Source organism: Tropicimonas sp. IMCC6043, assembly GCF_004146235.1.
Classification (GTDB): domain Bacteria; phylum Pseudomonadota; class Alphaproteobacteria; order Rhodobacterales; family Rhodobacteraceae; genus Tropicimonas.
In genome coordinates, this window is sequence record NZ_SELO01000002.1 from 22,452 (window position 1) to 44,312 (window position 21,861).

The following is a 21,861-nucleotide window of genomic DNA, read 5'->3' on the forward strand; positions in this document are numbered from 1 at the left end:
GCGTGGGAGGAACGATGTTTCTGGAGCTGATTGCCGCGATTTTCGCAGGAGCCGCTGGCGCGGGGGTCGTCCTGCTGGCCAACCGTCTCATGGGCGGCCGCCTGCCGCGCTGGCTGATGCCCGTAGCCGCAGGCGCGGCGATCCTGCTCTTTGCGATACGGATGGAATATAGCTGGTTCAACCGCACGATCGCGGATTTTCCGGAGAGCGTTGTCGTCACCGAGACCCACCAGGCGCGCGGCTTCTGGCGCCCATGGACCTACATATTCCCTCTCACTGACCGTTTCGTGGCCGTGGATACCGCCGCACTGCGCCTCAATCCGGACGTTCCGGACCAGCGCATGGCGGATTTCCTTTTCTTCGGCCGCTGGCAACCGGCGCGGACGATGCCGATGGTCGTGGATTGCGCGGCGCGCCGCGGCGCACCGCTCGGCGAGAGCGTGACGTTCGAGTCCTCGGGCGCAGTTGCGGAGGCGCAATGGGCCCCGATCCCGGAGGGCGACACAACCTTCGAGGCCATCTGTAAGGAGGTCAGGCCATGACCGGTGGCGGCGCTTCAACCCGTATCCTGCTCGTCGAGGACGAGGACAATATCGCACTCGCACTCGCGCATGTGCTTGCCCGCGAAGGCTGGGTGGCGCAACGTGTGCCGGATGGCGAGGCCGCCCTGGAAGCGATGCGCTCGGAGCCGCCGGATCTCGTGCTGCTCGACGTCATGCTGCCCGGCATGTCGGGTTACGAGGTCTGCCAGGCAATCCGGCTCGAGCCGGAGCTAGCGGGGGTGAAGATCCTGATGATGACGGCGCGGGGGAATGCGATGGAGCGGCGCAAGGGGCTGGCGCTCGGCGCCGACGGGTTCATCGCCAAGCCGTTCGACCTGTCAGAGCTGATGGAGACGGCGCGGCGGCTCCTGTCAAGCGCATCGGAGGCCTCCGATGCATGAGTGGCTGGCGCGCCGGCTCAGCCTGCGCCTCAGAGTGTTTCTGTTCTTCGCGTTAGTGGCCCTCGGCGGACTCGCGGCGGTGGTCGTGGGTCTCTGGGCCGGCTATCGGAGGGTGCCCGAGGCGGGGCTGGAAAGCGGCTTCGTCTTCGCGGGGCTGATCGCCTGTGCCGGCATTCTCGCGCTGGTTGTGTGGGTCTGGTTCCTCTTTGACGAGAACGTCGCGAAGGCGATCCAGAAGCTCGCCGGCGGGCTGCGGGCGCGCGCCCATGCAGATATCGCCGAGGATCTGGACCACCAGCCGGCCCGCTACCTGGGCGACCTCGCCCCCGCCGCACAAGCGATCAGCGGCTCTCTGGCGGCGACCAAGAACGCGCTGGCCGAGGCCGTCGAGCGCGAAACCACCCGCCTCGCGGTGGAGAACGCGCGCCTCCAGGCGCTGCTCGGCGATGTTCCTGCGGGCGTGCTGCTCTGCACCTCCGACCATCAGATTGTCTTCTACAACGGCAATGCGCAGGCCGTGCTCTCCGGAGAGGTGTCCGCCGGGCTCGACCGGTCCCTGCTCGACTATCTGAGCCCCGGCCCGATCCGGCGCGCCTACGAGCGGCTCAACGCCTCCGAGGATCCCGATGCGGCGAGCGACCTGCTCTGCGCCGGCATGCAGTCCGGCGAAGTTCTGGCCGGCCGCATGCGGCTCGTCCACCTGCCGCAACGCAGCGCCGGTGACCCGGGCTACGTGCTGACCCTGCGCGACGTTACGACCGACCTGGCGCTGCATTCGGGCCGCGAAGAGCTTCTGGAGGAGGTCTTCGACCGCGTTCGCCGCCCGGCCGCCAACCTTCAGACCGTGCTCGACGCCGATGCGGAAGCCACCGGCAACGGCCGCGCCGCGCTGCTGGGCGAGGTCGGCGCGCTTACCCATGCGATCACCGATCTCAGCAAGCGTTATGATGCCGCGCGCGGCGGCTGGTGGCCGATGGAGGAGATCCGCTCCAGCGAACTCGTCGACAGCGTCGTGGCACTCTGCGCCCGCGAGGGGATCACGCTCATCGCCGATGCCGAGCGGCTGATGCTGCGCTGCGACGCATTCCAGCTTGTGGCGCTGCTCACGCATCTCGTCGAGCGACTGGCAAACGTGATCCGCGCAAAGGCGATCTCTCTGCGGATCGCCGAGGAGGAGGACGGCGGCGCGCTGATCACCATCGGCTGGTTCGGCAACGTCCTGCAGGTCGGCCTGCTGGAGGGCTGGCTCGACGTGCCGCTCGAAGTCGGGCTGGCCAACGTGACCGGCCGCAGCGTGCTCGCGACACATGCGACCGAGGCCTGGCCCGAACTCGGCGCGGCACAGCGGGCGCTGCTGCGCATTCCACTTCCGCGCATCGCACCCCCGATCGAGACAAGTCAGGCACGTGCCCGCCGCGCGGCAATCTACGATTTCGACCTGATGAACCGCGCTCCGACCGGCGCGCTGGCTGAGACACCGCTCCGCGAGCTCACCTGCGTTGTCTTCGACACCGAGACCACCGGGCTCCTGCCCTCCTCGGGCGACGAGATCGTGCAAATTGCCGCCCTCCGGCTGATCGGCGGCAAGCGGATCCCGGGCGAGACCTTCGAGAGCCTGGTCAACCCCGGGCGGCCGATCCCCGCCAGCGCAACCGAGGTTCACCACGTCACGGACGCGATGGTGGCCGATGCGCCGACCATTGCCGACGTCGGCCGCCGCTTCCATGCCTTCGCCCATGACGCGGTGCTGGTGGCGCACAACGCGCCGTTCGACCTCGAGTTCCTGCGGCGGCACGAGACGGATATCGGCAAGTGCTTCGACCACCCCGTGCTCGACACGGTGCTGCTCTCGGCGGTGGTGTTCGGACAGTCGGAAACCCACACGCTCGACGCCTTGACCGAGCGGCTGGGCATCGTGATCCCACCCGAGGCGCGCCACACCGCGATGGGCGACACGATCGCCACCGCGGCGGCGCTGGAAATGATGATCCCGATGCTCGAGGGACAGGGCCTCAGGACATTCGGCGAGGTCATCGCCGCCGTGCGGCGGCACTCCCGGCTCCTGAAAGACGCCAACAGCCCCGACGCGCTCGAGCGTTAGGCGGCCGCGGACAACCGTGCCGTCGTCGGGCCGGAGCGTGGCCCAAAGCACGAAACCGCTTCTGCGGCGGGCGCCGACCTATGCGATGTGCCAATCCGGGGAGGCGGCGACCAGTTCCACGGTATTGCCGTCCGGGTCGCGCGTGAAAAGGCCCCGCCAGCCAGCCCAGGAGAATGTCTCGAACCGGCCATCGAGGCCCTCCTCTTGGAGCCGGGCTGCGGCGGCCTCTTGTTCCTCCCATGGCAGGCTGAGCGCGAGATGATGCAACGACGACCGGAGTCCGGCCTGAACAGGCTGCTCCGCGTCGCCGGTGGACATCGAGACGCCGCGCGTCCCGGAGGAGAACAGCGCAAGCACCGCGACATGCCCGCCAAAGCTTTCGCCCAGACGGTAGAATACGATCCCGTCGCCATACCCTCCCCGCGCGCCGGGCTGGACCCGCGCGAGACCCAGAACGCGACCGTAGAAATCCTGCATCGCTTCGAAATCGAGACAGCGGATCGCGATCTCGGCCAGGGCACGGGGGTGAAAGGGCCGATCCATCATCTCTGTCATTTTGCGGCCTTTGCGTAGGGGGACATCCAGGCGCGGCCCCGGGAGGAAGAAGCGCCGTCGCCGCGATAGACCATCTCGACCGCTTGGACAAATCCCAGTCAGGCGACGCGGCCAAGACAAGGCCGACACTCCTGATAAGGACTCAATACCTCTGCGTCCCCCCTAACCCGGTTTCTCCAGCTCCACTCGCAGGCCGACACCGCATCGGCCCCGCGATGGTCACGCTCAGGGGCGGACCAGGGTTCCGAAGATCCGTTTGCTGTGCTCTTCGAGATAGATCCTGAGCCAGGGCGTGAACCGCTCGGGGCGGCGGCGGACCTCTGCGGCGAGATCGTAAAAACCCACCCATTCGACCTGGCTGACCTCGGCCGGATCAGGCTCGACCTTGATCTTGCTGCCGGCCATGGCGAGGAAGATGTCGACCACCTCGTGCTCGACCATCCCGCCGCCCACATCGGCGCGGTATTCGACGCGGTCGCGATGCGCCGGCCAGAGCCCGGTGATCCCCAGTTCCTCCCGCAGGCGCCGCACCGCGCAATCGGCAGCCGATTCGTTCCAGCGGGGATGGGTACAGCAGGTATTCGCCCAGAGCCCGCCGGAATGGTATTTCTCCCGCGCCCGCCGCTGTAGCAGCACGTTCTGCCCGTCCATCACGAAGACCGACACCGCCTTGTGGCGGAGCCCCCTGCGGTGCACCTCCAGCTTCTCAACTGGTTGGAGGGTCCCGTCGACCCATGCTGGAATCATCTCGTCGGTCATCGGTGTCCAGTCCGGGCGTTGAATTTTGCGGCCCTGGAACGGCTCGGATTGCGTGGTCGGCACGCCCGGCGGCGGCGCGGGCGTACCTGGGCCGATGTAAGCGCCGTTCCGGAAACACCGCACCTCGACATGGTGACACAGGTAAAACCCCGCTGCGTCATGCCGCCAGCGCGCCAGCGATTGCTAGCGGATTCCGCGCCTCAGGCGCGCGAACGGACCCCGTCAGCGCCTTGTGAGGACGCATTCTGCGGCGATTTGCCCTCCCTACAGGGGAGATGCGCGCCCGACCCGCCCGGGTGACTCCGCGCGCGATGCGGCTTGTAATCCTGCGTCGCAGCGCGTATGTGCGGCGCCTGAACCCGATCACCCGACAGGCAGGACACCAGATGGCCAACCCCCTTCAGTTCATGCAGCAGGTGCGCACCGAAGTCGGCAAGGTGGTCTGGCCGACCCGGCGCGAGGTGTTCCTGACGACGATGATGGTGCTGGCGCTGGCGACCATGACGGCGATCTTCTTCTTCCTCGTCGACCTGCTCATCCGCCAGGGCCTGCAATTCGTCCTCGGGCTGTTCGGCTGAGCGCGCGGGCGCGCAGGCGCCGCACAAGGCACTTGAATCCCCTCGCCCACGGGGGTAATGCGAGCCAACTCTCCCCAGCCGGCGTGCATCGATTCGGGTCGCACGCCGCTTTTCGTTTGGGGAGGCGACAGCGCCGCAACGGCGTTTCGGAACGGAATACCCGGCCCTGCGCCGGCACAGGATGAAGGCAAGGCACGGCAGATGGCGAAGCGTTGGTACTCGGTGAGCGTCCTCTCGAATTTCGAGAAGAAGATCGCCGAACAGATCCGTCACGACGTGGCCCAGGCCGGTCTCGAGGAAGAGATCGACGAGGTGCTGGTGCCGACCGAGGAGGTCATCGAAGTGCGCCGCGGCAAGAAGGTGACCGCCGAGCGCCGCTTCATGCCGGGCTACGTGCTGGTGCACATGGAGATGACCGACAAGGGGTATCACCTGATCAACTCGATCAACCGGGTGACAGGGTTCCTCGGCCCCCAGGGTCGGCCGATGCCGATGCGCGACGCCGAGGTGAACCAGATTCTCAACCGCGTCGAGGAAGGTGCCGAGGCGCCGCGTTCGCTCATCTCGTACGAGATCGGCGAGACCGTTAGCGTGACCGACGGGCCCTTCGAGGGCTTTTCGGGCATGGTCGAGGACGTCGATGAGGACAACAACCGCCTGAAGGTAATGGTGTCGATCTTCGGCCGGGCCACCCCGGTCGAGCTGGAATTCGCGCAGGTCTCCAAGGAGAGCTGAGCGGACGGCGGGCCCTGCCCGCCCGCGGCCGAAGCGCCGCATCGCAACGTGGGAGGCCGCCCGGGCGCGCCCGGGACCTGACCACGGCAACATAGGAAAGGGCCATGGACGCGTCCGCGGCCCGTTGTGAGAAGGAGAGGCCAGATGGCCAAGAAACTCGCAGGCAAGATGAAGCTGCAGGTGCCCGCCGGGCAGGCGAACCCTTCCCCGCCCGTGGGCCCCGCCCTCGGTCAGCGCGGCATCAACATCATGGAATTCTGCAAGGCGTTCAACGCCAAGACGCAGGACATGGATCCCGGTGCGCCCTGCCCGACCGTGATCACCTATTACCAGGACAAGTCCTTCACGATGGACATCAAGACGCCGCCGGCGTCCTACTTCCTCAAGAAGGCCGCAAAGAAGAAATCCGGCGCCAACAACCCGGGCAAGGAGACCGTCGGCACGGTCACTGCGGCCCAGGTCAAGGAGATCGCCGAGGCCAAGATGAAGGACCTGAACGCCAACGACGTCGAGGCGGCGATGCAGATCATCCTCGGCTCGGCACGGTCGATGGGCATCGAGGTGAAGGGGTAAATCATGGCAAAGCTTGGAAAACGTACCCGCACCGCGCGTGAAGCCTTCGCCGGCAAGGAGAACCTGAAGCTCGAGGAGGCTGTCGCCCTCGTCAAGGGCAACGCCAAGGCGAAGTTCGACGAGACCATCGAGATCGCGATGAACCTCGGTGTGGACACGCGTCACGCCGACCAGATGGTCCGCGGCACTGTGGTGCTGCCGAATGGCACCGGCAAGACCGTGCGCGTGGCCGTTTTTGCCCGCGGCGAGAAGGCCGACGAGGCCAAGGCCGCCGGTGCTGACATCGTGGGCGCCGAGGACCTGATGGAAACCATCCAGGGCGGCACCATTGAGTTCGACCGTTGCATTGCGACGCCGGACATGATGCCGATCGTCGGCCGTCTGGGTAAGATCCTCGGCCCGCGCAACCTGATGCCGAACCCCAAGGTCGGAACCGTGACCCCCGACGTCACCGCGGCCGTCCAGGCGGCCAAGGGTGGCGAGGTGCAGTTCCGTGCCGAGAAGGGCGGCGTCGTGCATGCCGGCGTTGGCAAGGCTAGCTTCGACGAGGCGAAACTAGTCGAGAACGTCAAGGCGTTCTGCGACGCGGTCGCCAAGGCCAAACCCTCGGGCGCCAAGGGCACCTACATGAAGAAGATCTCGCTCAGCTCCTCGATGGGCCCTGGCGTGACCATCGACGTGGCTGCCACGACCGAGCACTGAATCCGGCCCCGATGCCGGACCGGAAGGGCGCCTTTGGGCGCCCTTTTTCGTGTCAGCAATACGGTCCCACGACGAAACCGAGTTTCGTCACGGTATCTCGGTAGAATTTGCGGAGTCCGGATCAGACCTCGACCAGTTCGTAGTGCCGGATCATCCGCGACTCGACGAGCTCGGCTTCGGCCGGGTCGATATGCGGGCTCTGGTAGTCATCGCCGACGAACGCCTTGAGCGCGTCAAGATCGCGCCAGACCATCACGAAGCTGAAATCCCGCGGGCTTTCGGGCCGGGGCGCTCCGGGAAGGATCGAGACGATCCCGTCGGTCGCAAGCATCATCGGGATCGCCGTGTCGAAAAAGAACTTGGCGAATTCGTCCTCCTTGCCGGGCCGGGTGATGACCTGGAATACGCGCATGATCATACAGTCCACCTCCTGTGGTCTGAATCTCGACCGCCTCCCCACCGTCAGTACGCCGCGATGGGCGCCTGTACCATCCTAGCACGTTCCTTGACTGGCGGAGCCGGGCGGATGCCTGCCGCCTTCGCAGATGCCCGCCGCTCGGTGCTATGCGGCACCGCGGGAAACCGTTAGTCTCCCGTCCGAGCAGTCACCGAAAAAAGGGCAATCCAATGATCCTCTCCCGGCGAACAGCATTTCTCGGCATGAGCGCCGCCTTGCTTTCCGCCTGCAACAGCAGCGGATCCGCGGTGTCACGCGCGGCCCCAACGCGTGTCCGCGCGGTCCCCAACCCGGCCTTCGATGCCTGGGTCGTCGCCTTCAAGCCGCGCGCAGCGGCCAATGGCATCAGTCAGGCGACGATCGACCGCGCCTTCCGCAATGTGGGCTACCTTCCCGACGTGATCGAGAAGGACCGCAACCAGACCGAGTTCAACCGCACGCTCGAAGATTATTTCGCGATTGCCGCCTCCGACGAGCGCATCCGCATGGGCAAGCAGGCACTGAACCGGCAGGCAGCGACGCTCGCCGCAGTCGAGGCGCGTTACGGCGTCGAGCCACAGGTCGTCACGGCGGTGTGGGGGCTTGAAAGCAAATACGGCACGCGCCGCGGCGACATCCCGGTCATCTCATCGCTCTCGACGCTCTCCTATGACGGCCGGCGCGGCGCCTTCATGGAAAAACAGCTGATGGCGGCGCTGCGCATCCTGCAGCGCGGCGACACGACACCAGAGAACATGCTGGGAAGCTGGGCCGGCGCGATGGGGCACACGCAGTTCATTCCCACCAGCTTCGAAGCCTTCGCTGTCGATTTCAACGGCGACGGGCGGCGCGACATCTGGTCCGACGACCCGACCGACGCGCTCGCTTCGACTGCCGCCTATCTGAACCGGAACGGCTGGCGGCGCGGCCAGCCCTGGGGCCTCGAGGTGCGCCTGCCGGCCGGTTTCGCGGGCCCCACCGGCCGCGGCAACCGCCGCAGCGTTGCCGCCTGGACCGCGGCAGGAGTGACCGACATGGACGGCCGCGCGCTCCCGGACCACGGCGCAGGCGCGATCCTCGCGCCCGAAGGGCTTGGCGGACCGGCCTTCCTGGTGTTCGGAAACTTTAACGTCATCCTGACCTACAACAATGCCGAAAGCTACGCGCTCGGCGTCGGCCATCTCTCGGACCGGATCCTCGGCAAGCCGCCGATCCGGGGGACATTCGCGCCAGACCGCAACGGGATGACGCTCGACGACCGCAAGGACCTGCAACGACGCCTGAACGCCAAGGGCTACGATGTCGGCGAACCCGACGGAGTGATCGGCAGCAAGACAGAAGAGGCAATTTCAGCCTATCAGACGGCCAACGGGCTCGCCGTCACGGGACAACCGTCGATGGCCCTGCTCGCGCGGCTGCGCTGAGAAACGAAAAAAAGGGAATAGGGACATGGCAACCATTTTCGGACTGAGCGGCAGCCTCCGCCGCGCGTCATTCAACGCCGGGCTGCTTCGGACGGCCGCCGAGGTCATGCCGAACGGATCGGAACTCACCATCGGCACCATCGCGGGTGTGCCGCTCTACGACGCGGATCTTGAGGCAGAAGGAACGCCGCCTGTCGTGCTCACTTTGCGCGACAGGATCGCGGCGGCAGACGGCCTTCTCCTGGCGACACCGGAATACAATGGCGGCATCCCCGGTGTCTTCAAGAACGCGCTCGACTGGATCGGCAGCGGCCCGGGCGCGAAGATCTTCGATGGGAAGCCCGTCGCCGTCATCGGCGCCTCGCCGATGGGATTCGGGACGCTGTCGGCTCAAACGGCCTGGCTGCCGATCCTCCGGGCATTGAAGGCGGACCAGTGGCACGGGGGACGGCTCACCGTCTCGGGAGCACGCAAGCTTTTCGACGCGGACGGCAACCTGACCGATGACGAGACGCGCGAAAAACTGCGCGGGTTTCTCGAAGGGTTCGTTGCATCGCTGTAGCCGCGTCCGCCGCACGGCCAAAGAGCGCCACGCCCCTTGTCCAACGGTGCTCCGGACACAAGCGGCGGCATAATCCTTCGTCCAGATCGCCCGATCTGCCCCTTTGTCGAATTGGTGGCGGTGGCCGGTGCCGGCAGGCTTGGCGCAATCTGGTTCTGAAAAAAGGAGACGATCCGATGGAGAGAAAGACGACAGCCCGCGGGACTTGGGCCTGCCTCAAAGCCGGCACCATTCTGGTGGCCACCTTTGTCGCTGTGATGCCGGCCCTAGCTGAGACGCCGGTGGAGGCGACCGTTCGGCAACTGCGTGAACAGGGTTTCCAGCGGATCGAGATCAAGCGCACGATGCTCGGACGTACCAAGATCGAAGCCGTCCGCGGTGATTTCGAGCGTGAGATTGTGATCGGAGGCTCCGGGCGGATCCTGAAGGACGAGGTCGAGCGGGATAGTGACCGCGGCAGGTCTGACCGATCCGCGAGCAGCGGCGGGCGCGATGACGACCGGAGTGATAGCCGCGATGACGGCCGCGACGATGATCGGGACGACGATCACGGCGGAAATTCCAGCGATGACAGCAGCGACGACCGGGACGACGATCGTGATGATGATCGCGACGACGACCGAAACGACGATCGTGACGACGACAGCAATGACGATCATGGCGATGACAGCGATGATGGTCGCGACGACGACCGGGGTGACGACCGGGACGATGACAGCCATGATGACGGGGACGATCACGATGACGAGGATGATGACGATTCGTGAACGAATCTCCTGACACCGACGCAACGCTGCCGGCCGCCACACCCGTGGCAGCCGGCGGTCGGACTCTGGCAAGCCTGTTGTCGGTTGCGCTCGGCATTCAACTCGCCGCGCTGCTGCTGTTCCTTTTCGACTTCGCGGGAACAGTTCTGGACCTTCACGGATTCACTCTCTCTTGGGAGATGCACGAGGTGGTCGAGTTGTTGGCAATCGTCAGCATGGCGACGGGCTCCGCGATCACTCTGCGCCTGCTTTGGCAGTCGCAGCGCCGGACGGAGCGCGTCGAGGAGCAGCTCGGACTTGCATCCGCGTCCTTCCACTCGGTCCTGCTCGACCGGTTCGATCACTGGGGTCTGACCGCGGCCGAGCAGGAAGTGGCGATCCTCATCGTCAAGGGCTGCACGATTGCCGAGATCGCCAGGGAGCTGGGAAAAAGCGAAGGCACGATCAAGGCACAGAACTCATCGATCTACCAGAAGTCGGGCCTCTCCGGACGCGTGCAGTTCGTCAGCTATTTCATCGAGTTGCTGACCGAGCCGCTCTGAGCGCGGAGCAGCGGAGGACCGATTGCGCTTGGCAAGGCCCGGGGAAGCCGGTAATGGGACATCTCGCAAACCAGCGTGCGATTCGTCGCGCGCTGTCTTGCGTTTCGTCCAAGACGGCGGGTGGCTCCGCTCTCGAAACGGAGCCATAAATCCTGCCTGAGACGGGATACGACAAGATTGGCCGAGGGACTGACCTCGGGCGGTTTGGCGCAGCCCCGTATTACGGACCTGAACGCCGGAGCAATCCGGCAAACTTGAGCCGGGGGGCGCAAGTTCCCCACACTTGGAGTGAAACTGTGGATAGAGCCCAGAAAGAGAAAGTGGTCGAGGAACTCGGCCAGATCTTCGAAAGCTCTGGCGTCGTGGTGGTTGCCCGCTACGAAGGTCTCACGGTTGCCGAGATGCAGGATCTTCGTGCTCGCGCCCGCGGCGCCGAAGCTTCCGTGCGCGTCGCCAAGAACAGGCTCGCCAAGATCGCCCTCGAGGACAAGCCCTGCGCAAGCATCGGCGAGTATCTGACGGGGATGACCGTTCTCACCTTCTCCGAGGATCCTGTGGCTGCGGCCAAGGTTGCCGAGGGTTTCGCCAAGGACAACAAGAAGTTCGAAATCCTTGGCGGGGCTATGGGAGAGAACGCCCTGGACCGTGCTGGTGTCGAGGCCGTGTCGAAAATGCCGTCGCGCGAGGAGCTCATCGCTTCCATCGCCGGCTGCATCGGCGCGCCTGCATCCAACATCGCCGGGGCCATTGGCGCACCTGCTTCGAACATCGCGAGCATTCTCAGCACCATCGAGGAGCGCGGCGAGGCCGCCTGATCGCGAGACCTTCGTGGAGAGAAATCCTTCGCGTTGGAACACATCTAGGAAAACGGAACCAGAACAATGGCTGATCTGAAGAAACTTGCCGAAGAGATCGTGAACCTCACGCTTCTCGAAGCCCAGGAACTGAAAACCATCCTCAAGGACGAATACGGCATCGAGCCCGCCGCCGGCGGCGCTGTCATGATGGCGGGTCCGGCCGAGGGCGGCGCTGCCGCTGCCGAGGAAGAGAAGACCGAATTCGACGTGATCCTCAAGGCCGCTGGCGACAAGAAGATCAACGTCATCAAGGAAGTCCGCGCCATCACCGGCCTGGGCCTCAAGGAAGCCAAGGAACTCGTCGAGGCCGGCGGCAAGGCCGTCAAGGAGCAAGTCTCCAAGGACGAGGCCGAGGAGATCAAGAAGAAGCTCGAAGAGGCCGGCGCCGAAGTCGAGCTCAAGTGACTTTTGGCGGGCGCGCTCCGGCGCGCCCGTTCCTCCTGTTGTTTCAGAGCATTTCTGCTGTGTCGGCGCGAACCTATTTTTTCGTTATTCCCGAAGCCACGCGGCCTATCGGCGGCGTGAATGTCGCCATCCAAATGGCATCGTATCTACGAAATGCTGGATATGATTGCCATATGCTGCACGCGACAGCGCAGTTCAGTTACCAGTATTTTAGGTCGAATGTTCCGTTCAGCTACCTACCTGAACTCAAGCAAGTGCTGAAGCCGGAGGCCTTAAGAAAAAGGCTAAGATCGCTTCTAAAGAATCCGTCCCTTTTGGTTCGGCTCCCCAGCCATACGGGAAGGGCCAATATTCGACCGCAAGATGTCATCATAGCGCCCGAGTATTTATGCTCCGAGATTGTCCGCGCCTTTCCCGGGAATCCGGTCGTGATACTCGTTCAAGGCATGATGCCCCTAGCGATTGCAAATGGTCGCGAGTTCCGACGGGGCGCGGAAACTGCTCTGAAGAATGTAGCTGCAATTGTTGCCACGTCCCAGGCAACCGCAGAAGCCGCAGAAATGCTGACAGGGCGGTATTGCCACCGGGTGACATTGTGTGTGGGAGAGCACAGCCAAGGGTTTAGCCGGCAGAAAAAGCTTCAGATCGCCTACATGCCGCGAAAGCGGCCGGAACAAATCAGATTCGTGCTCGACTGCCTTCGAAGCGCGCCGGAACTCACAGGCGTCAATTTTGTTCCGATCGATGGTGTCGGACCGAATAGGGTTGACGAAATCCTACGAGAATCGTTGATCTTTCTAAACTTTCCGGACCTCGAAGGATTTGGGCTTCCCGGAGCTGAAGCAATGCTCGCGGGATGCATTGTGGTCGGATATCATGGCGTCGGTGGCGCAGAGTATTTCGATTCTGACAGCGGAATTCCGGTTCCGGAATCGGACATGGTCGCTTTCGTGCGACAAGTCAGGTCGCTGGTCTTGGACTACCGCACGGATCCTATTCCGCTGGACAGGCTGCGCGAGGCTGCATCGAGAAGAATCGCAGAATCCTATTCTCAGACGGTTTTCGAGAAGAGTCTGCGCAGCGTCTGGGCGGAGATCGATGCGGGCTTGCAATCCGCCGCCCCGGCCAATAAATAGAACTACCTGCCCTTCCCGAAGGAACCGTTGTGATTCGTGCAAGCTGCCGCGAGCACTGGATTTGGGTTTCCTCCGGAAGGTCAGGCCGACAAGTCGAGAGGGGTGCTCTGGGAGGTGCCTCGGGAATGGACTTGCGCCGACTGCAATCGGGCACCGACTCCTGCGGCCCAGGCGGGATCGTGCCCAGTTGACAAGGGAAATCCTGTATGCCCGCGACCTATCTCGGCCAAAAACGGCTGCGCAAGTATTATGGCAAGATCCGTGAAGTGCTGGAGATGCCGAACCTCATCGAGGTTCAGAAATCCTCCTACGACCTTTTCCTGAAATCCGGAGACGCGCCCGAGCCGAAAGAGGGCGAGGGCATCATGGGTGTCTTCCAGTCGGTCTTCCCGATCAAGGATTTCAACGAGACCGCCGTTCTCGAATTCGTCCGCTACGAGCTCGAGAAGCCGAAATACGACGTCGAGGAGTGCATGCAGCGCGACATGACCTACAGCGCCCCGCTGAAGGTCACGCTTCGCCTCATCGTGTTCGATGTCGACGAGGATACCGGCGCGAAATCGGTGAAGGACATCAAGGAGCAGGACGTCTTCATGGGCGACATGCCGCTGATGACGCCCAACGGCACCTTCGTCGTCAACGGCACCGAGCGGGTGATCGTCTCCCAGATGCACCGCTCACCCGGCGTCTTCTTCGACCATGACAAGGGCAAGACCCATTCCTCGGGCAAGCTCCTCTTCGCCTGCCGGATCATCCCCTATCGCGGCTCCTGGCTCGATTTCGAGTTCGATGCCAAGGACATGGTCTTTGCCCGCATCGACCGCCGCCGGAAACTGCCAGTGACGACGCTGCTCTATGCGCTCGGCCTCGATCAGGAAGGCATCTGCGACGCCTACTACCAGACGGTCGACTTCAAGCTGGAGAAGAACAAGGGCTGGGTCACCAAGTTCTTCCCCGAGCGTGTCCGCGGCACCCGTCCGACCTATGACCTAGTGGACGCCGCCACGGGCGAAGTGATCTGCGAGGCCGGCAAGAAGGTCACGCCGCGCGCAGTCAAGCAGATCCTCGAAGAAGGCAAGATCACCCAACTCCTGGTGCCGTTCGATCATATCGTCGGCCGCTTCGTCGCCAAGGACATCATCAACGAGGAGACCGGCGCGATCTACGTCGAGGCCGGCGACGAGCTGACTTGGGAGGTCGACAAGGACGGTGACGTGACCGGCGGCACGCTCAAGGAGCTGCTGGACGCGGGCTTCACCGAGATCCCGGTGCTCGACATCGACAACATCAATGTCGGCCCCTACATCCGCAACACCATGGCGATGGACAAGAATATGAACCGGAGCACGGCTCTTCTTGACATCTACCGGGTGATGCGTCCGGGCGAGCCGCCTACCGTCGAGGCCGCCTCGGCCCTGTTCGACAGCCTGTTCTTCGACAGCGAGCGCTACGATCTCTCGGCTGTTGGCCGGGTGAAGATGAACATGCGCCTCGCGCTCGACGCCATGGACACGCAGCGCACGCTCCGCAACGAGGACATCATCGCCTGCATCAAGGCGCTGGTGGAGCTGCGGGACGGCAAGGGCGAGGTGGACGACATCGACCACCTCGGCAACCGTCGCGTCCGCTCGGTCGGCGAGCTGATGGAGAACCAGTACCGCGTCGGCCTGCTGCGCATGGAGCGCGCGATCAAGGAGCGGATGAGCTCGGTCGAGATCGACACGGTGATGCCGCAGGACCTGATTAACGCCAAGCCGGCCGCCGCCGCCGTGCGCGAATTCTTCGGCTCCAGCCAGCTCAGCCAGTTCATGGACCAGACCAACCCGCTCTCCGAAGTGACGCACAAGCGTCGTCTCTCGGCGCTTGGCCCGGGCGGTCTGACCCGCGAGCGCGCGGGCTTCGAGGTGCGCGACGTGCACCCGACCCATTACGGCCGGATGTGCCCGATCGAGACGCCGGAGGGCCCGAATATCGGCCTGATCAACTCGCTGGCCACTTTCGCCCGCGTCAACAAGTACGGCTTCATCGAGACCCCCTACCGGGTGGTCAAGGACGGGCAGGTGACCGACGAGGTCCACTACATGTCCGCCACCGAGGAGATGCGCCACACAGTCGCTCAGGCGAACGCCACGCTCGACGAGGCGGGACGTTTCATGAACGACCTCGTGAACACGCGCCAGTCCGGCGAATACACGATGGCGCCGCGCGAGAACGTGGACCTGATCGACGTCTCGCCGAAACAGCTGGTCTCGGTCGCCGCCTCGTTGATTCCGTTCCTCGAGAATGACGACGCCAACCGGGCGCTGATGGGTTCGAACATGCAGCGTCAGGCGGTGCCGCTCCTGCGCGCCGAGGCGCCGCTTGTCGGCACCGGCATCGAGGGCAAGGTGGCCATCGACTCCGGCGCCGCGATCCAGGCGCGCCGCGCCGGGATTATCGACCAGGTCGATGCGCAGCGGATCGTCGTCCGCGCGACGGAGGATCTCGAGGTCGGCGACCCCGGCGTCGACATTTACCGCCTGCGGAAGTTCCAGCGCTCGAACCAGAACACCTGCATCAACCAGCGTCCGCTGGTGAAGGTGGGCGACACGGTCGTCAAGGGCGAGGTGATCGCCGACGGCCCGTCGACCGACATGGGCGAGCTGGCGCTCGGCAAGAACGTCATCGTCGCGTTCATGCCGTGGAACGGTTACAACTACGAGGACTCGATCCTGATCTCCGAACGGATCGCCAAGGATGACGTCTTCACCTCGGTGCATATCGAGGAATTCGAAGTCGCCGCCCGCGATACCAAGCTCGGGCCCGAAGAGATCACCCGCGACATCCCGAATGTCGGCGAAGAGGCGCTGCGCAACCTCGACGAGGCTGGCATCGTCTACATCGGCGCCGAAGTGGGGCCGGCGGACATTCTCGTGGGCAAGATCACGCCGAAGGGCGAGAGCCCGATGACGCCGGAGGAGAAACTCCTGCGCGCGATCTTCGGCGAAAAGGCCAGCGACGTGCGCGACACCTCGCTCCGACTGCCGCCGGGCGACTTCGGCACGGTCGTGGAGGTCCGGGTCTTCAACCGGCACGGCGTCGAAAAGGACGAGCGCGCGCTGCAAATCGAGCGCGAAGAGGTCGAGCGGTTGGCGCGTGACCGCGATGACGAGTTGGTCATCCTCGAGCGCAACATCTACGCGCGTCTCAAGGACATGATCCTTGGCAAGGTTGCGGTGAAGGGGCCGAAAGGCGTCCCGGCCAATTCCGAAATCACCGAAGGGCTGCTGGAAAGCCTCTCGCGCGGCCAGTGGTGGCAGCTTGCGCTGGCCGAGGAGGCCGATGCCCAGGTGGTCGAAGCGCTCAACGAGCAGTTCGAGGTGCAGAAACGCGCGCTCGAGGCCCGGTTCGAAGACAAGGTCGAAAAAGTCCGCCGCGGCGACGACCTGCCGCCGGGCGTGATGAAGATGGTCAAGGTCTTCATCGCGGTGAAGCGCAAGCTTCAGCCAGGCGACAAGATGGCCGGCCGTCACGGCAACAAGGGCGTGATCAGCCGCGTCGTGCCGATCGAGGACATGCCGTTCCTCGCGGACGGCACGCCGGTCGATTTCGTTCTGAACCCGCTCGGCGTTCCGAGCCGGATGAATGTCGGCCAGATCCTCGAGACCCATATGGGCTGGGCCGCGCGCGGTCTCGGCATCAAGGTCGACGAGGCGCTGGACGAGTATCGCCGGTCGGGCGACCTGACCCCGGTGCGTGAGGCGATGAAGATCGTCTATGGCGATGATGTCTACGAAGAGGGCATTGCCGACATGGACGAGGATCGCCTGGTGGAGGCTGCTGGCCATGTCACCCGCGGCGTGCCGATCGCGACGCCGGTCTTCGACGGGGCGCGCGAAGAGGGCGTCAACGACGCGCTGAAGCGTGCCGGCTTCGACCTTTCCGGACAGTCGGATCTCTACGACGGGCGGACCGGCGAGAAGTTCTCGCGCAAGGTCACGGTGGGCATGAAATACCTGCTCAAGCTGCACCACCTTGTCGACGACAAGATCCACGCGCGGAGCACCGGCCCCTACTCGCTCGTCACCCAGCAGCCGCTCGGTGGTAAGGCGCAGTTCGGCGGTCAGCGTTTCGGGGAGATGGAAGTCTGGGCTCTGGAAGCCTACGGCGCCGCCTATACCCTGCAGGAGATGCTGACGGTGAAGTCGGACGACGTGGCTGGCCGGACCAAGGTCTACGAGTCGATCGTCAAGGGCGAGGACAATTTCGAAGCCGGCGTGCCGGAATCGTTCAACGTGCTCGTCAAGGAAGTGCGCGGCCTCGGCCTCAACATGGAACTCCTGGATGCGGAGGGAGAGGAATAACGGCCTCTCGCCCGAAGCGGGCGGCGTGACCGTCGCCCGGCTCCTCCCTTCTCGCACGATTTCAAGGATTTGAAGATGAACCAGGAACTGACCAACAACCCGTTCAACCCGCTGACGCCGCCGAAGGTCTTTGACGAGATCAAGGTGAGCCTCGCGAGCCCGGAACGGATTCTCTCGTGGTCCTATGGCGAGATCAAGAAGCCCGAGACCATCAACTACAGGACCTTCAAGCCGGAGCGCGACGGCCTGTTCTGCGCCCGGATCTTTGGCCCGATCAAGGATTACGAGTGCCTCTGCGGCAAATATAAGCGCATGAAGTATCGCGGCGTCGTCTGCGAGAAATGCGGCGTGGAGGTCACGCTGCAGAAGGTGCGCCGCGAGCGGATGGGCCATATCGAGCTGGCCGCGCCGGTGGCGCATATCTGGTTCCTGAAGTCGCTGCCCTCCCGCATCGGCCTCATGCTCGACATGACGCTGCGTGATCTGGAGCGGATTCTCTACTTCGAGAACTACGTGGTGATCGAGCCGGGCCTCACCGATCTCGCCTACGGTCAGTTGATGACCGAGGAAGAATTCATGGACGCCCAGGACATGTACGGCATGGACGCCTTCACCGCCAATATCGGCGCCGAGGCGATCCGCGAGATGCTGTCGATGATCGACCTGGAGGCCACCGCCGAACAGCTCCGCGAGGAGCTGAAGGAGGCGACCGGCGAGTTGAAGCCGAAGAAGATCATCAAACGGCTGAAGATCGTCGAGAACTTCATCGAATCCGGCAACCGGCCGGAGTGGATGATCCTCACCGTGGTGCCGGTCATTCCGCCCGAACTGCGCCCGCTGGTGCCGCTCGACGGAGGCCGTTTCGCGACCTCGGACCTCAACGATCTTTATCGTCGCGTCATCAACCGGAACAACCGCCTCAAGCGGCTGATCGAACTGCGCGCGCCGGACATCATCATCCGCAACGAAAAGCGGATGTTGCAGGAATCGGTCGACGCGCTCTTTGACAACGGCCGTCGCGGCCGGGTCATCACCGGGGCCAACAAGCGCCCGCTCAAGTCACTTTCCGACATGCTCAAGGGCAAGCAGGGCCGCTTCCGGCAGAACCTGCTCGGCAAGCGGGTGGACTTCTCAGGCCGCTCGGTGATCGTGACCGGTCCCGAGCTCAAGCTGCACCAGTGCGGTTTGCCCAAGAAGATGGCGCTCGAACTCTTCAAGCCCTTCATCTACTCGCGGCTGGAGGCCAAGGGTCTTTCCTCGACGGTGAAGCAGGCCAAGAAGCTGGTCGAGAAGGAACGCCCCGAGGTCTGGGACATCCTTGACGAGGTGATCCGCGAACACCCGGTGCTGCTGAACCGCGCACCGACGCTGCACCGTCTCGGCATCCAGGCATTCGAACCGATCCTGATCGAGGGCAAGGCGATCCAGCTTCACCCGCTGGTCTGCTCCGCCTTCAACGCCGACTTCGACGGCGACCAGATGGCCGTCCACGTGCCGCTCTCTCTGGAGGCCCAGCTCGAAGCGCGCGTGCTGATGATGTCGACGAACAACGTTCTCAGCCCCGCCAACGGCGCGCCGATCATCGTTCCGTCGCAGGACATGATTCTCGGCCTCTACTACGTCTCGCTCGAGCGCGAGGGGATGAAGGGCGAGGGCATGATCTTCTCGGGCATCGAGGAAGTGATGCACGCGCTTGACGCCGGCGAAGTGCACATGCACGCCAAGATCGAGTGCCGCGTGCCGCAGATCGACGAGCATGGCGAGGAAGTGCAGAAACGCTACAAGACGACGCCCGGCCGGGTGCGGCTCGGCGCGCTCCTGCCGAAGAACGCCAAGGCGCCGTTCGACCTCGTCAACAAACTCCTGAAGAAGGGCGAGGTTCAGAAGGTCATCGACACCGTCTACCGCTATTGCGGCCAGAAGGAGTCGGTCATCTTCTGCGACCAGATCATGTCGATGGGCTTCAAGGAGGCCTTCAAGGGCGGCATCTCTTTCGGCAAGGACGACATGGTCATCCCCGACAACAAGTGGGAGATCGTCGACTCGGTCCGCGAGCAGGTCAAGGATTTCGAACAGCAATACATGGACGGCCTGATCACCCAGGGTGAGAAATACAACAAGGTCGTCGATGCCTGGTCGAAGTGCAACGACCGCGTCACCGAGGCGATGATGTCCACGATCTCGGCCAAGCGGTTCGACGAGAATGGCGCCGAAGAGGAGCCGAACTCGGTCTACATGATGGCCGATTCCAAGGCGCGGGGCTCGGTGACCCAGATGAAGCAGCTCGGCGCCATGCGCGGGCTGATGGCCAAGCCCTCGGGCGAGATCATCGAGACGCCGATCATCTCGAACTTCAAAGAGGGTCTGACCGTGCTGGAGTATTTCAACTCCACCCACGGCGCGCGGAAGGGTCTGTCGGACACCGCCCTGAAGACGGCGAACTCGGGTTACCTGACCCGCCGTCTCGTCGACGTGGCGCAGGACTGCATCGTGCGCGCGCATGATTGCGGCACCGACAACGCGATCACCGCGGAGCCGGCGATCAATGACGGCGAGGTGGTGGCAACGCTCGGCGAGCGCGTGCTCGGCCGGGTGGCGGCCGAAGACATCCTGCGGCCGGGGACCGACGAGGTGATCGTTGCGCGCAACGAGTTGATCGACGAGCGCAAGGCCGACGAGATCGAGCAATCCGGTCTGGTCTCCGTCCGGATGCGTTCGCCGCTCACCTGCGAGGCCGAGGAGGGCGTCTGCGCGATGTGCTACGGGCGCGACCTCGCGCGCGGCACGATGGTGAACCAGGGCGAAGCCGTGGGCATCATCGCGGCGCAGTCGATCGGCGAGCCTGGCACCCAGCTGACGATGCGGACCTTCCACATCGGCGGCGTCGCCCAGGGCGGTCAGCAGTCCTTCCAGGAAGCCAATGGCGAAGGAAAGATCGAGTTCCGCAACGCCAACCTGCTGGAGAATGCCGCCGGCGAGCAGGTCGTGATGGGCCGCAACATGCAGATTGCCATCATCGACGATCATGGCGTGGAGCGCGGCAGCTTCAAGATCGGCTACGGTTCGAAAGTCTTCGTTAAGGACGGCCGGAAGGTCGTGCGCGGCGACAAGCTCTTCGAATGGGACCCCTATACGCTGCCGATCATCGCCGAGAAGGCCGGCACCGCCAAGTTCGTCGACCTGACCTCGGGCATCTCGGTGCGCGACGAGACCGACGAAGCCACCGGCATGACGCAGAAGATCGTCTCCGACTGGCGCTCGGCGCCGAAGGGCAACGAGCTCAAGCCGGAGATCATCATCGTCAATCCGGAAAACGGTGAGCCGATGCGCAATGAGGCGGGTAACCCGGTCACCTACCCGATGTCGGTGGACGCGATTCTCTCGGTTGAGGATGGCGCCTCGGTCCAGGCCGGCGACGTGGTGGCACGGATCCCGCGCGAGGGTGCGAAGACCAAGGACATCACCGGCGGTCTGCCGCGGGTGGCCGAACTCTTCGAAGCGCGGCGTCCGAAGGACCACGCGATCATCGCCGAGGCCGACGGCTACGTGAAGTTCGGGCGCGACTACAAGAACAAGCGCCGGATCTCGATCGTGCCGGCCGACGAAAACCTCGAGCCCGTCGAATACATGGTGCCGAAGGGCAAGCACATCCCGGTGCAGGAAGGCGACTTCGTGCAGAAGGGCGACTACATCATGGACGGCAACCCGGCGCCGCATGACATCCTGTCGATCATGGGTGTCGAGGCGCTCGCCGATTACATGATCGACGAGGTGCAGGACGTCTACCGGCTCCAGGGCGTTAAGATCAACGACAAGCATATCGAGGTGATCGTCCGCCAGATGCTTCAGAAGTGGGAAATCCTCGACTCGGGCGAGACCACGCTGCTGAAGGGCGAGCATGTCGACAAGTCGGAGTTCGACGCGGCCAACGAAAAGGCGATCAAGGACGGGCGGCGACCGGCCGAGGGCGAGCCGATCCTGCTCGGGATCACCAAGGCCAGCCTGCAGACGCGCTCCTTCATCTCGGCGGCCTCCTTCCAGGAGACCACCCGCGTGCTCACCGAGGCATCGGTCATGGGCAAGCGCGACAAGCTTGTCGGCCTGAAGGAGAACGTCATCGTCGGTCGGCTAATCCCGGCCGGCACCGGCGGCGCGACCCAGCGGGTGCGCCGGATCGCGCAGGAACGCGATCAGAAGGTCATCGAACAGCGCCAGGCCGAGGCGGAAGCCGCGGCAGCGCTGGCGGCACCGGTCGAGGACTTCTCGAGCGAACCGGCCGATCCGTTCATCGTGGATACGCCGGAGAGTCGGGACTACTGACCACCCGCTGCACACACAAAAAGCAAACGCCCCGCCACTTCGGCGGGGCGTTTCGCGTTTCAGGCCACTGATTTCGGTGTCCGGCGGCTCGCACTCCGAGGGATCGGCTGGACCAGCATGTCT

19 protein-coding genes are annotated in these 21,861 nt (G+C 64.2%); 16 read left to right on the forward strand and 3 right to left on the reverse strand.

The features are described from left to right. The first annotated feature begins 14 nt into the window (after positions 1 to 14). Genes EU800_RS02420 through EU800_RS02430 form a run of 3 tightly spaced genes read left to right on the forward strand, consistent with a single transcriptional unit; the run spans position 15 to position 3,044 of the window. Positions 15 to 542, forward strand: coding sequence for a hypothetical protein (locus tag EU800_RS02420; RefSeq protein ID WP_129628210.1), 528 nt, complete (start codon positions 15 to 17; stop codon positions 540 to 542). After that, positions 539 to 943 carry a response regulator transcription factor gene (locus EU800_RS02425; protein WP_129628212.1) on the forward strand — a complete coding sequence of 135 codons (405 nt, stop codon included), beginning with the start codon at positions 539 to 541 and terminating at the stop codon, positions 941 to 943. Before EU800_RS02420 ends, EU800_RS02425 begins: the two co-directional genes overlap by 4 nt. Next, positions 936 to 3,044, forward strand: coding sequence for an exonuclease domain-containing protein (locus tag EU800_RS02430; RefSeq protein ID WP_242500378.1), 2,109 nt, complete (start codon positions 936 to 938; stop codon positions 3,042 to 3,044). The genes EU800_RS02425 and EU800_RS02430 overlap by 8 nt, the downstream gene beginning before the upstream one ends. A gap of 78 nt (positions 3,045 to 3,122) precedes the next feature. On the opposite strand, the gene EU800_RS02435 is transcribed toward EU800_RS02430, so the two are convergent. Both EU800_RS02435 and idi read right to left on the reverse strand, forming a co-directional pair. Next, a complete protein-coding gene (locus EU800_RS02435) occupies positions 3,123 to 3,599 on the reverse strand; it encodes a VOC family protein (RefSeq protein ID WP_242500379.1) in 477 nt (158 codons plus the stop codon). 225 nt (positions 3,600 to 3,824) lie between these two features. Then, positions 3,825 to 4,358, reverse strand: coding sequence for an isopentenyl-diphosphate Delta-isomerase (gene idi / locus EU800_RS02440; RefSeq protein WP_129628214.1), 534 nt, complete (start codon positions 4,356 to 4,358; stop codon positions 3,825 to 3,827). A gap of 386 nt (positions 4,359 to 4,744) precedes the next feature. Here idi and secE point away from each other — a divergent pair, with 386 nt between their 5' ends. From secE to rplA, 4 genes are all read left to right on the forward strand, one after another. Beyond that, a complete protein-coding gene (gene secE / locus EU800_RS02445) occupies positions 4,745 to 4,936 on the forward strand; it encodes a preprotein translocase subunit SecE (protein WP_129628216.1) in 192 nt (63 codons plus the stop codon). 201 nt (positions 4,937 to 5,137) lie between these two features. Then, positions 5,138 to 5,671: a transcription termination/antitermination protein NusG gene (gene nusG / locus EU800_RS02450; RefSeq protein ID WP_129628218.1), complete on the forward strand. Its 534-nt coding sequence runs from the start codon at positions 5,138 to 5,140 to the stop codon at positions 5,669 to 5,671. Positions 5,672 to 5,815: 144 nt separating this feature from the next. Beyond that, positions 5,816 to 6,244, forward strand: coding sequence for a 50S ribosomal protein L11 (rplK, locus tag EU800_RS02455; protein ID WP_129628219.1), 429 nt, complete (start codon positions 5,816 to 5,818; stop codon positions 6,242 to 6,244). A 3-nt stretch (positions 6,245 to 6,247) separates the two neighbouring features. Next, positions 6,248 to 6,946 (forward strand): 50S ribosomal protein L1, encoded by a 699-nt coding sequence (rplA, locus tag EU800_RS02460; protein ID WP_129628222.1) that lies wholly within the window; start codon positions 6,248 to 6,250, stop codon positions 6,944 to 6,946. A gap of 121 nt (positions 6,947 to 7,067) precedes the next feature. Here rplA and EU800_RS02465 read toward each other — a convergent pair whose 3' ends face one another. Beyond that, positions 7,068 to 7,364: a hypothetical protein gene (locus EU800_RS02465; protein ID WP_129628223.1), complete on the reverse strand. Its 297-nt coding sequence runs from the start codon at positions 7,362 to 7,364 to the stop codon at positions 7,068 to 7,070. A gap of 209 nt (positions 7,365 to 7,573) precedes the next feature. Between EU800_RS02465 and EU800_RS02470 the strand changes: the two genes are divergently transcribed. The 9 genes from EU800_RS02470 to rpoC all read left to right on the forward strand — a co-directional run bounded on the left by EU800_RS02470 (position 7,574) and on the right by rpoC (position 21,738). Then, on the forward strand, positions 7,574 to 8,806 hold the full coding sequence (locus EU800_RS02470) for a lytic murein transglycosylase (protein ID WP_129628225.1): 1,233 nt from the start codon (positions 7,574 to 7,576) through the stop codon (positions 8,804 to 8,806). Between the two features lie 25 nt (positions 8,807 to 8,831). After that, a complete protein-coding gene (locus tag EU800_RS02475; protein ID WP_129628227.1) occupies positions 8,832 to 9,368 on the forward strand; it encodes an NADPH-dependent FMN reductase in 537 nt (178 codons plus the stop codon). 176 nt (positions 9,369 to 9,544) lie between these two features. Then, the gene (locus EU800_RS27200; protein WP_207209838.1) at positions 9,545 to 10,135 is read left to right on the forward strand and encodes a hypothetical protein; all 591 of its coding nucleotides are present in this window, start codon (positions 9,545 to 9,547) and stop codon (positions 10,133 to 10,135) included. After that, complete coding sequence (locus EU800_RS02485; RefSeq protein ID WP_129628229.1) at positions 10,132 to 10,677, forward strand: LuxR C-terminal-related transcriptional regulator; 546 nt, start codon at positions 10,132 to 10,134, stop codon at positions 10,675 to 10,677. The genes EU800_RS27200 and EU800_RS02485 overlap by 4 nt, the downstream gene beginning before the upstream one ends. A 296-nt stretch (positions 10,678 to 10,973) precedes the next feature. Beyond that, complete coding sequence (rplJ, locus tag EU800_RS02490) at positions 10,974 to 11,492, forward strand: 50S ribosomal protein L10 (RefSeq protein ID WP_129628231.1); 519 nt, start codon at positions 10,974 to 10,976, stop codon at positions 11,490 to 11,492. Positions 11,493 to 11,558: 66 nt separating this feature from the next. Then, positions 11,559 to 11,939 carry a 50S ribosomal protein L7/L12 gene (gene rplL / locus EU800_RS02495; protein WP_129628233.1) on the forward strand — a complete coding sequence of 127 codons (381 nt, stop codon included), beginning with the start codon at positions 11,559 to 11,561 and terminating at the stop codon, positions 11,937 to 11,939. Further along, the gene (locus tag EU800_RS02500) at positions 11,936 to 13,075 is read left to right on the forward strand and encodes a glycosyltransferase (protein WP_129628235.1); all 1,140 of its coding nucleotides are present in this window, start codon (positions 11,936 to 11,938) and stop codon (positions 13,073 to 13,075) included. The genes rplL and EU800_RS02500 overlap by 4 nt, the downstream gene beginning before the upstream one ends. A 206-nt stretch (positions 13,076 to 13,281) precedes the next feature. Beyond that, a complete protein-coding gene (gene rpoB, locus EU800_RS02505; RefSeq protein ID WP_129628237.1) occupies positions 13,282 to 17,418 on the forward strand; it encodes a DNA-directed RNA polymerase subunit beta in 4,137 nt (1,378 codons plus the stop codon). Positions 17,419 to 17,493: 75 nt separating this feature from the next. Then, complete coding sequence (rpoC, locus tag EU800_RS02510) at positions 17,494 to 21,738, forward strand: DNA-directed RNA polymerase subunit beta' (protein WP_129628239.1); 4,245 nt, start codon at positions 17,494 to 17,496, stop codon at positions 21,736 to 21,738. Positions 21,739 to 21,861: the final 123 nt, after the last annotated feature.

Excerpts from the sequence above, each read along its gene's own strand:
- EU800_RS02420 (WP_129628210.1), top strand. The coding sequence starts at position 15 with ATGTTTCTGGAGCTGATTGCCGCGATTTTCGCAGGAGCCGCTGGCGCG.
- EU800_RS02425 (WP_129628212.1), top strand. The coding sequence starts at position 539 with ATGACCGGTGGCGGCGCTTCAACCCGTATCCTGCTCGTCGAGGACGAG.
- EU800_RS02430 (WP_242500378.1), top strand. The coding sequence starts at position 936 with ATGCATGAGTGGCTGGCGCGCCGGCTCAGCCTGCGCCTCAGAGTGTTT.
- EU800_RS02435 (WP_242500379.1), bottom strand. The coding sequence starts at position 3,599 with ATGACAGAGATGATGGATCGGCCCTTTCACCCCCGTGCCCTGGCCGAG.
- idi (WP_129628214.1), bottom strand. The coding sequence starts at position 4,358 with ATGACCGACGAGATGATTCCAGCATGGGTCGACGGGACCCTCCAACCA.
- secE (WP_129628216.1), top strand. The coding sequence starts at position 4,745 with ATGGCCAACCCCCTTCAGTTCATGCAGCAGGTGCGCACCGAAGTCGGC.
- nusG (WP_129628218.1), top strand. The coding sequence starts at position 5,138 with ATGGCGAAGCGTTGGTACTCGGTGAGCGTCCTCTCGAATTTCGAGAAG.
- rplK (WP_129628219.1), top strand. The coding sequence starts at position 5,816 with ATGGCCAAGAAACTCGCAGGCAAGATGAAGCTGCAGGTGCCCGCCGGG.
- rplA (WP_129628222.1), top strand. The coding sequence starts at position 6,248 with ATGGCAAAGCTTGGAAAACGTACCCGCACCGCGCGTGAAGCCTTCGCC.
- EU800_RS02465 (WP_129628223.1), bottom strand. The coding sequence starts at position 7,364 with ATGATCATGCGCGTATTCCAGGTCATCACCCGGCCCGGCAAGGAGGAC.
- EU800_RS02470 (WP_129628225.1), top strand. The coding sequence starts at position 7,574 with ATGATCCTCTCCCGGCGAACAGCATTTCTCGGCATGAGCGCCGCCTTG.
- EU800_RS02475 (WP_129628227.1), top strand. The coding sequence starts at position 8,832 with ATGGCAACCATTTTCGGACTGAGCGGCAGCCTCCGCCGCGCGTCATTC.
- EU800_RS27200 (WP_207209838.1), top strand. The coding sequence starts at position 9,545 with ATGGAGAGAAAGACGACAGCCCGCGGGACTTGGGCCTGCCTCAAAGCC.
- rplL (WP_129628233.1), top strand. The coding sequence starts at position 11,559 with ATGGCTGATCTGAAGAAACTTGCCGAAGAGATCGTGAACCTCACGCTT.
- rpoB (WP_129628237.1), top strand. The coding sequence starts at position 13,282 with ATGCCCGCGACCTATCTCGGCCAAAAACGGCTGCGCAAGTATTATGGC.
- rpoC (WP_129628239.1), top strand. The coding sequence starts at position 17,494 with ATGAACCAGGAACTGACCAACAACCCGTTCAACCCGCTGACGCCGCCG.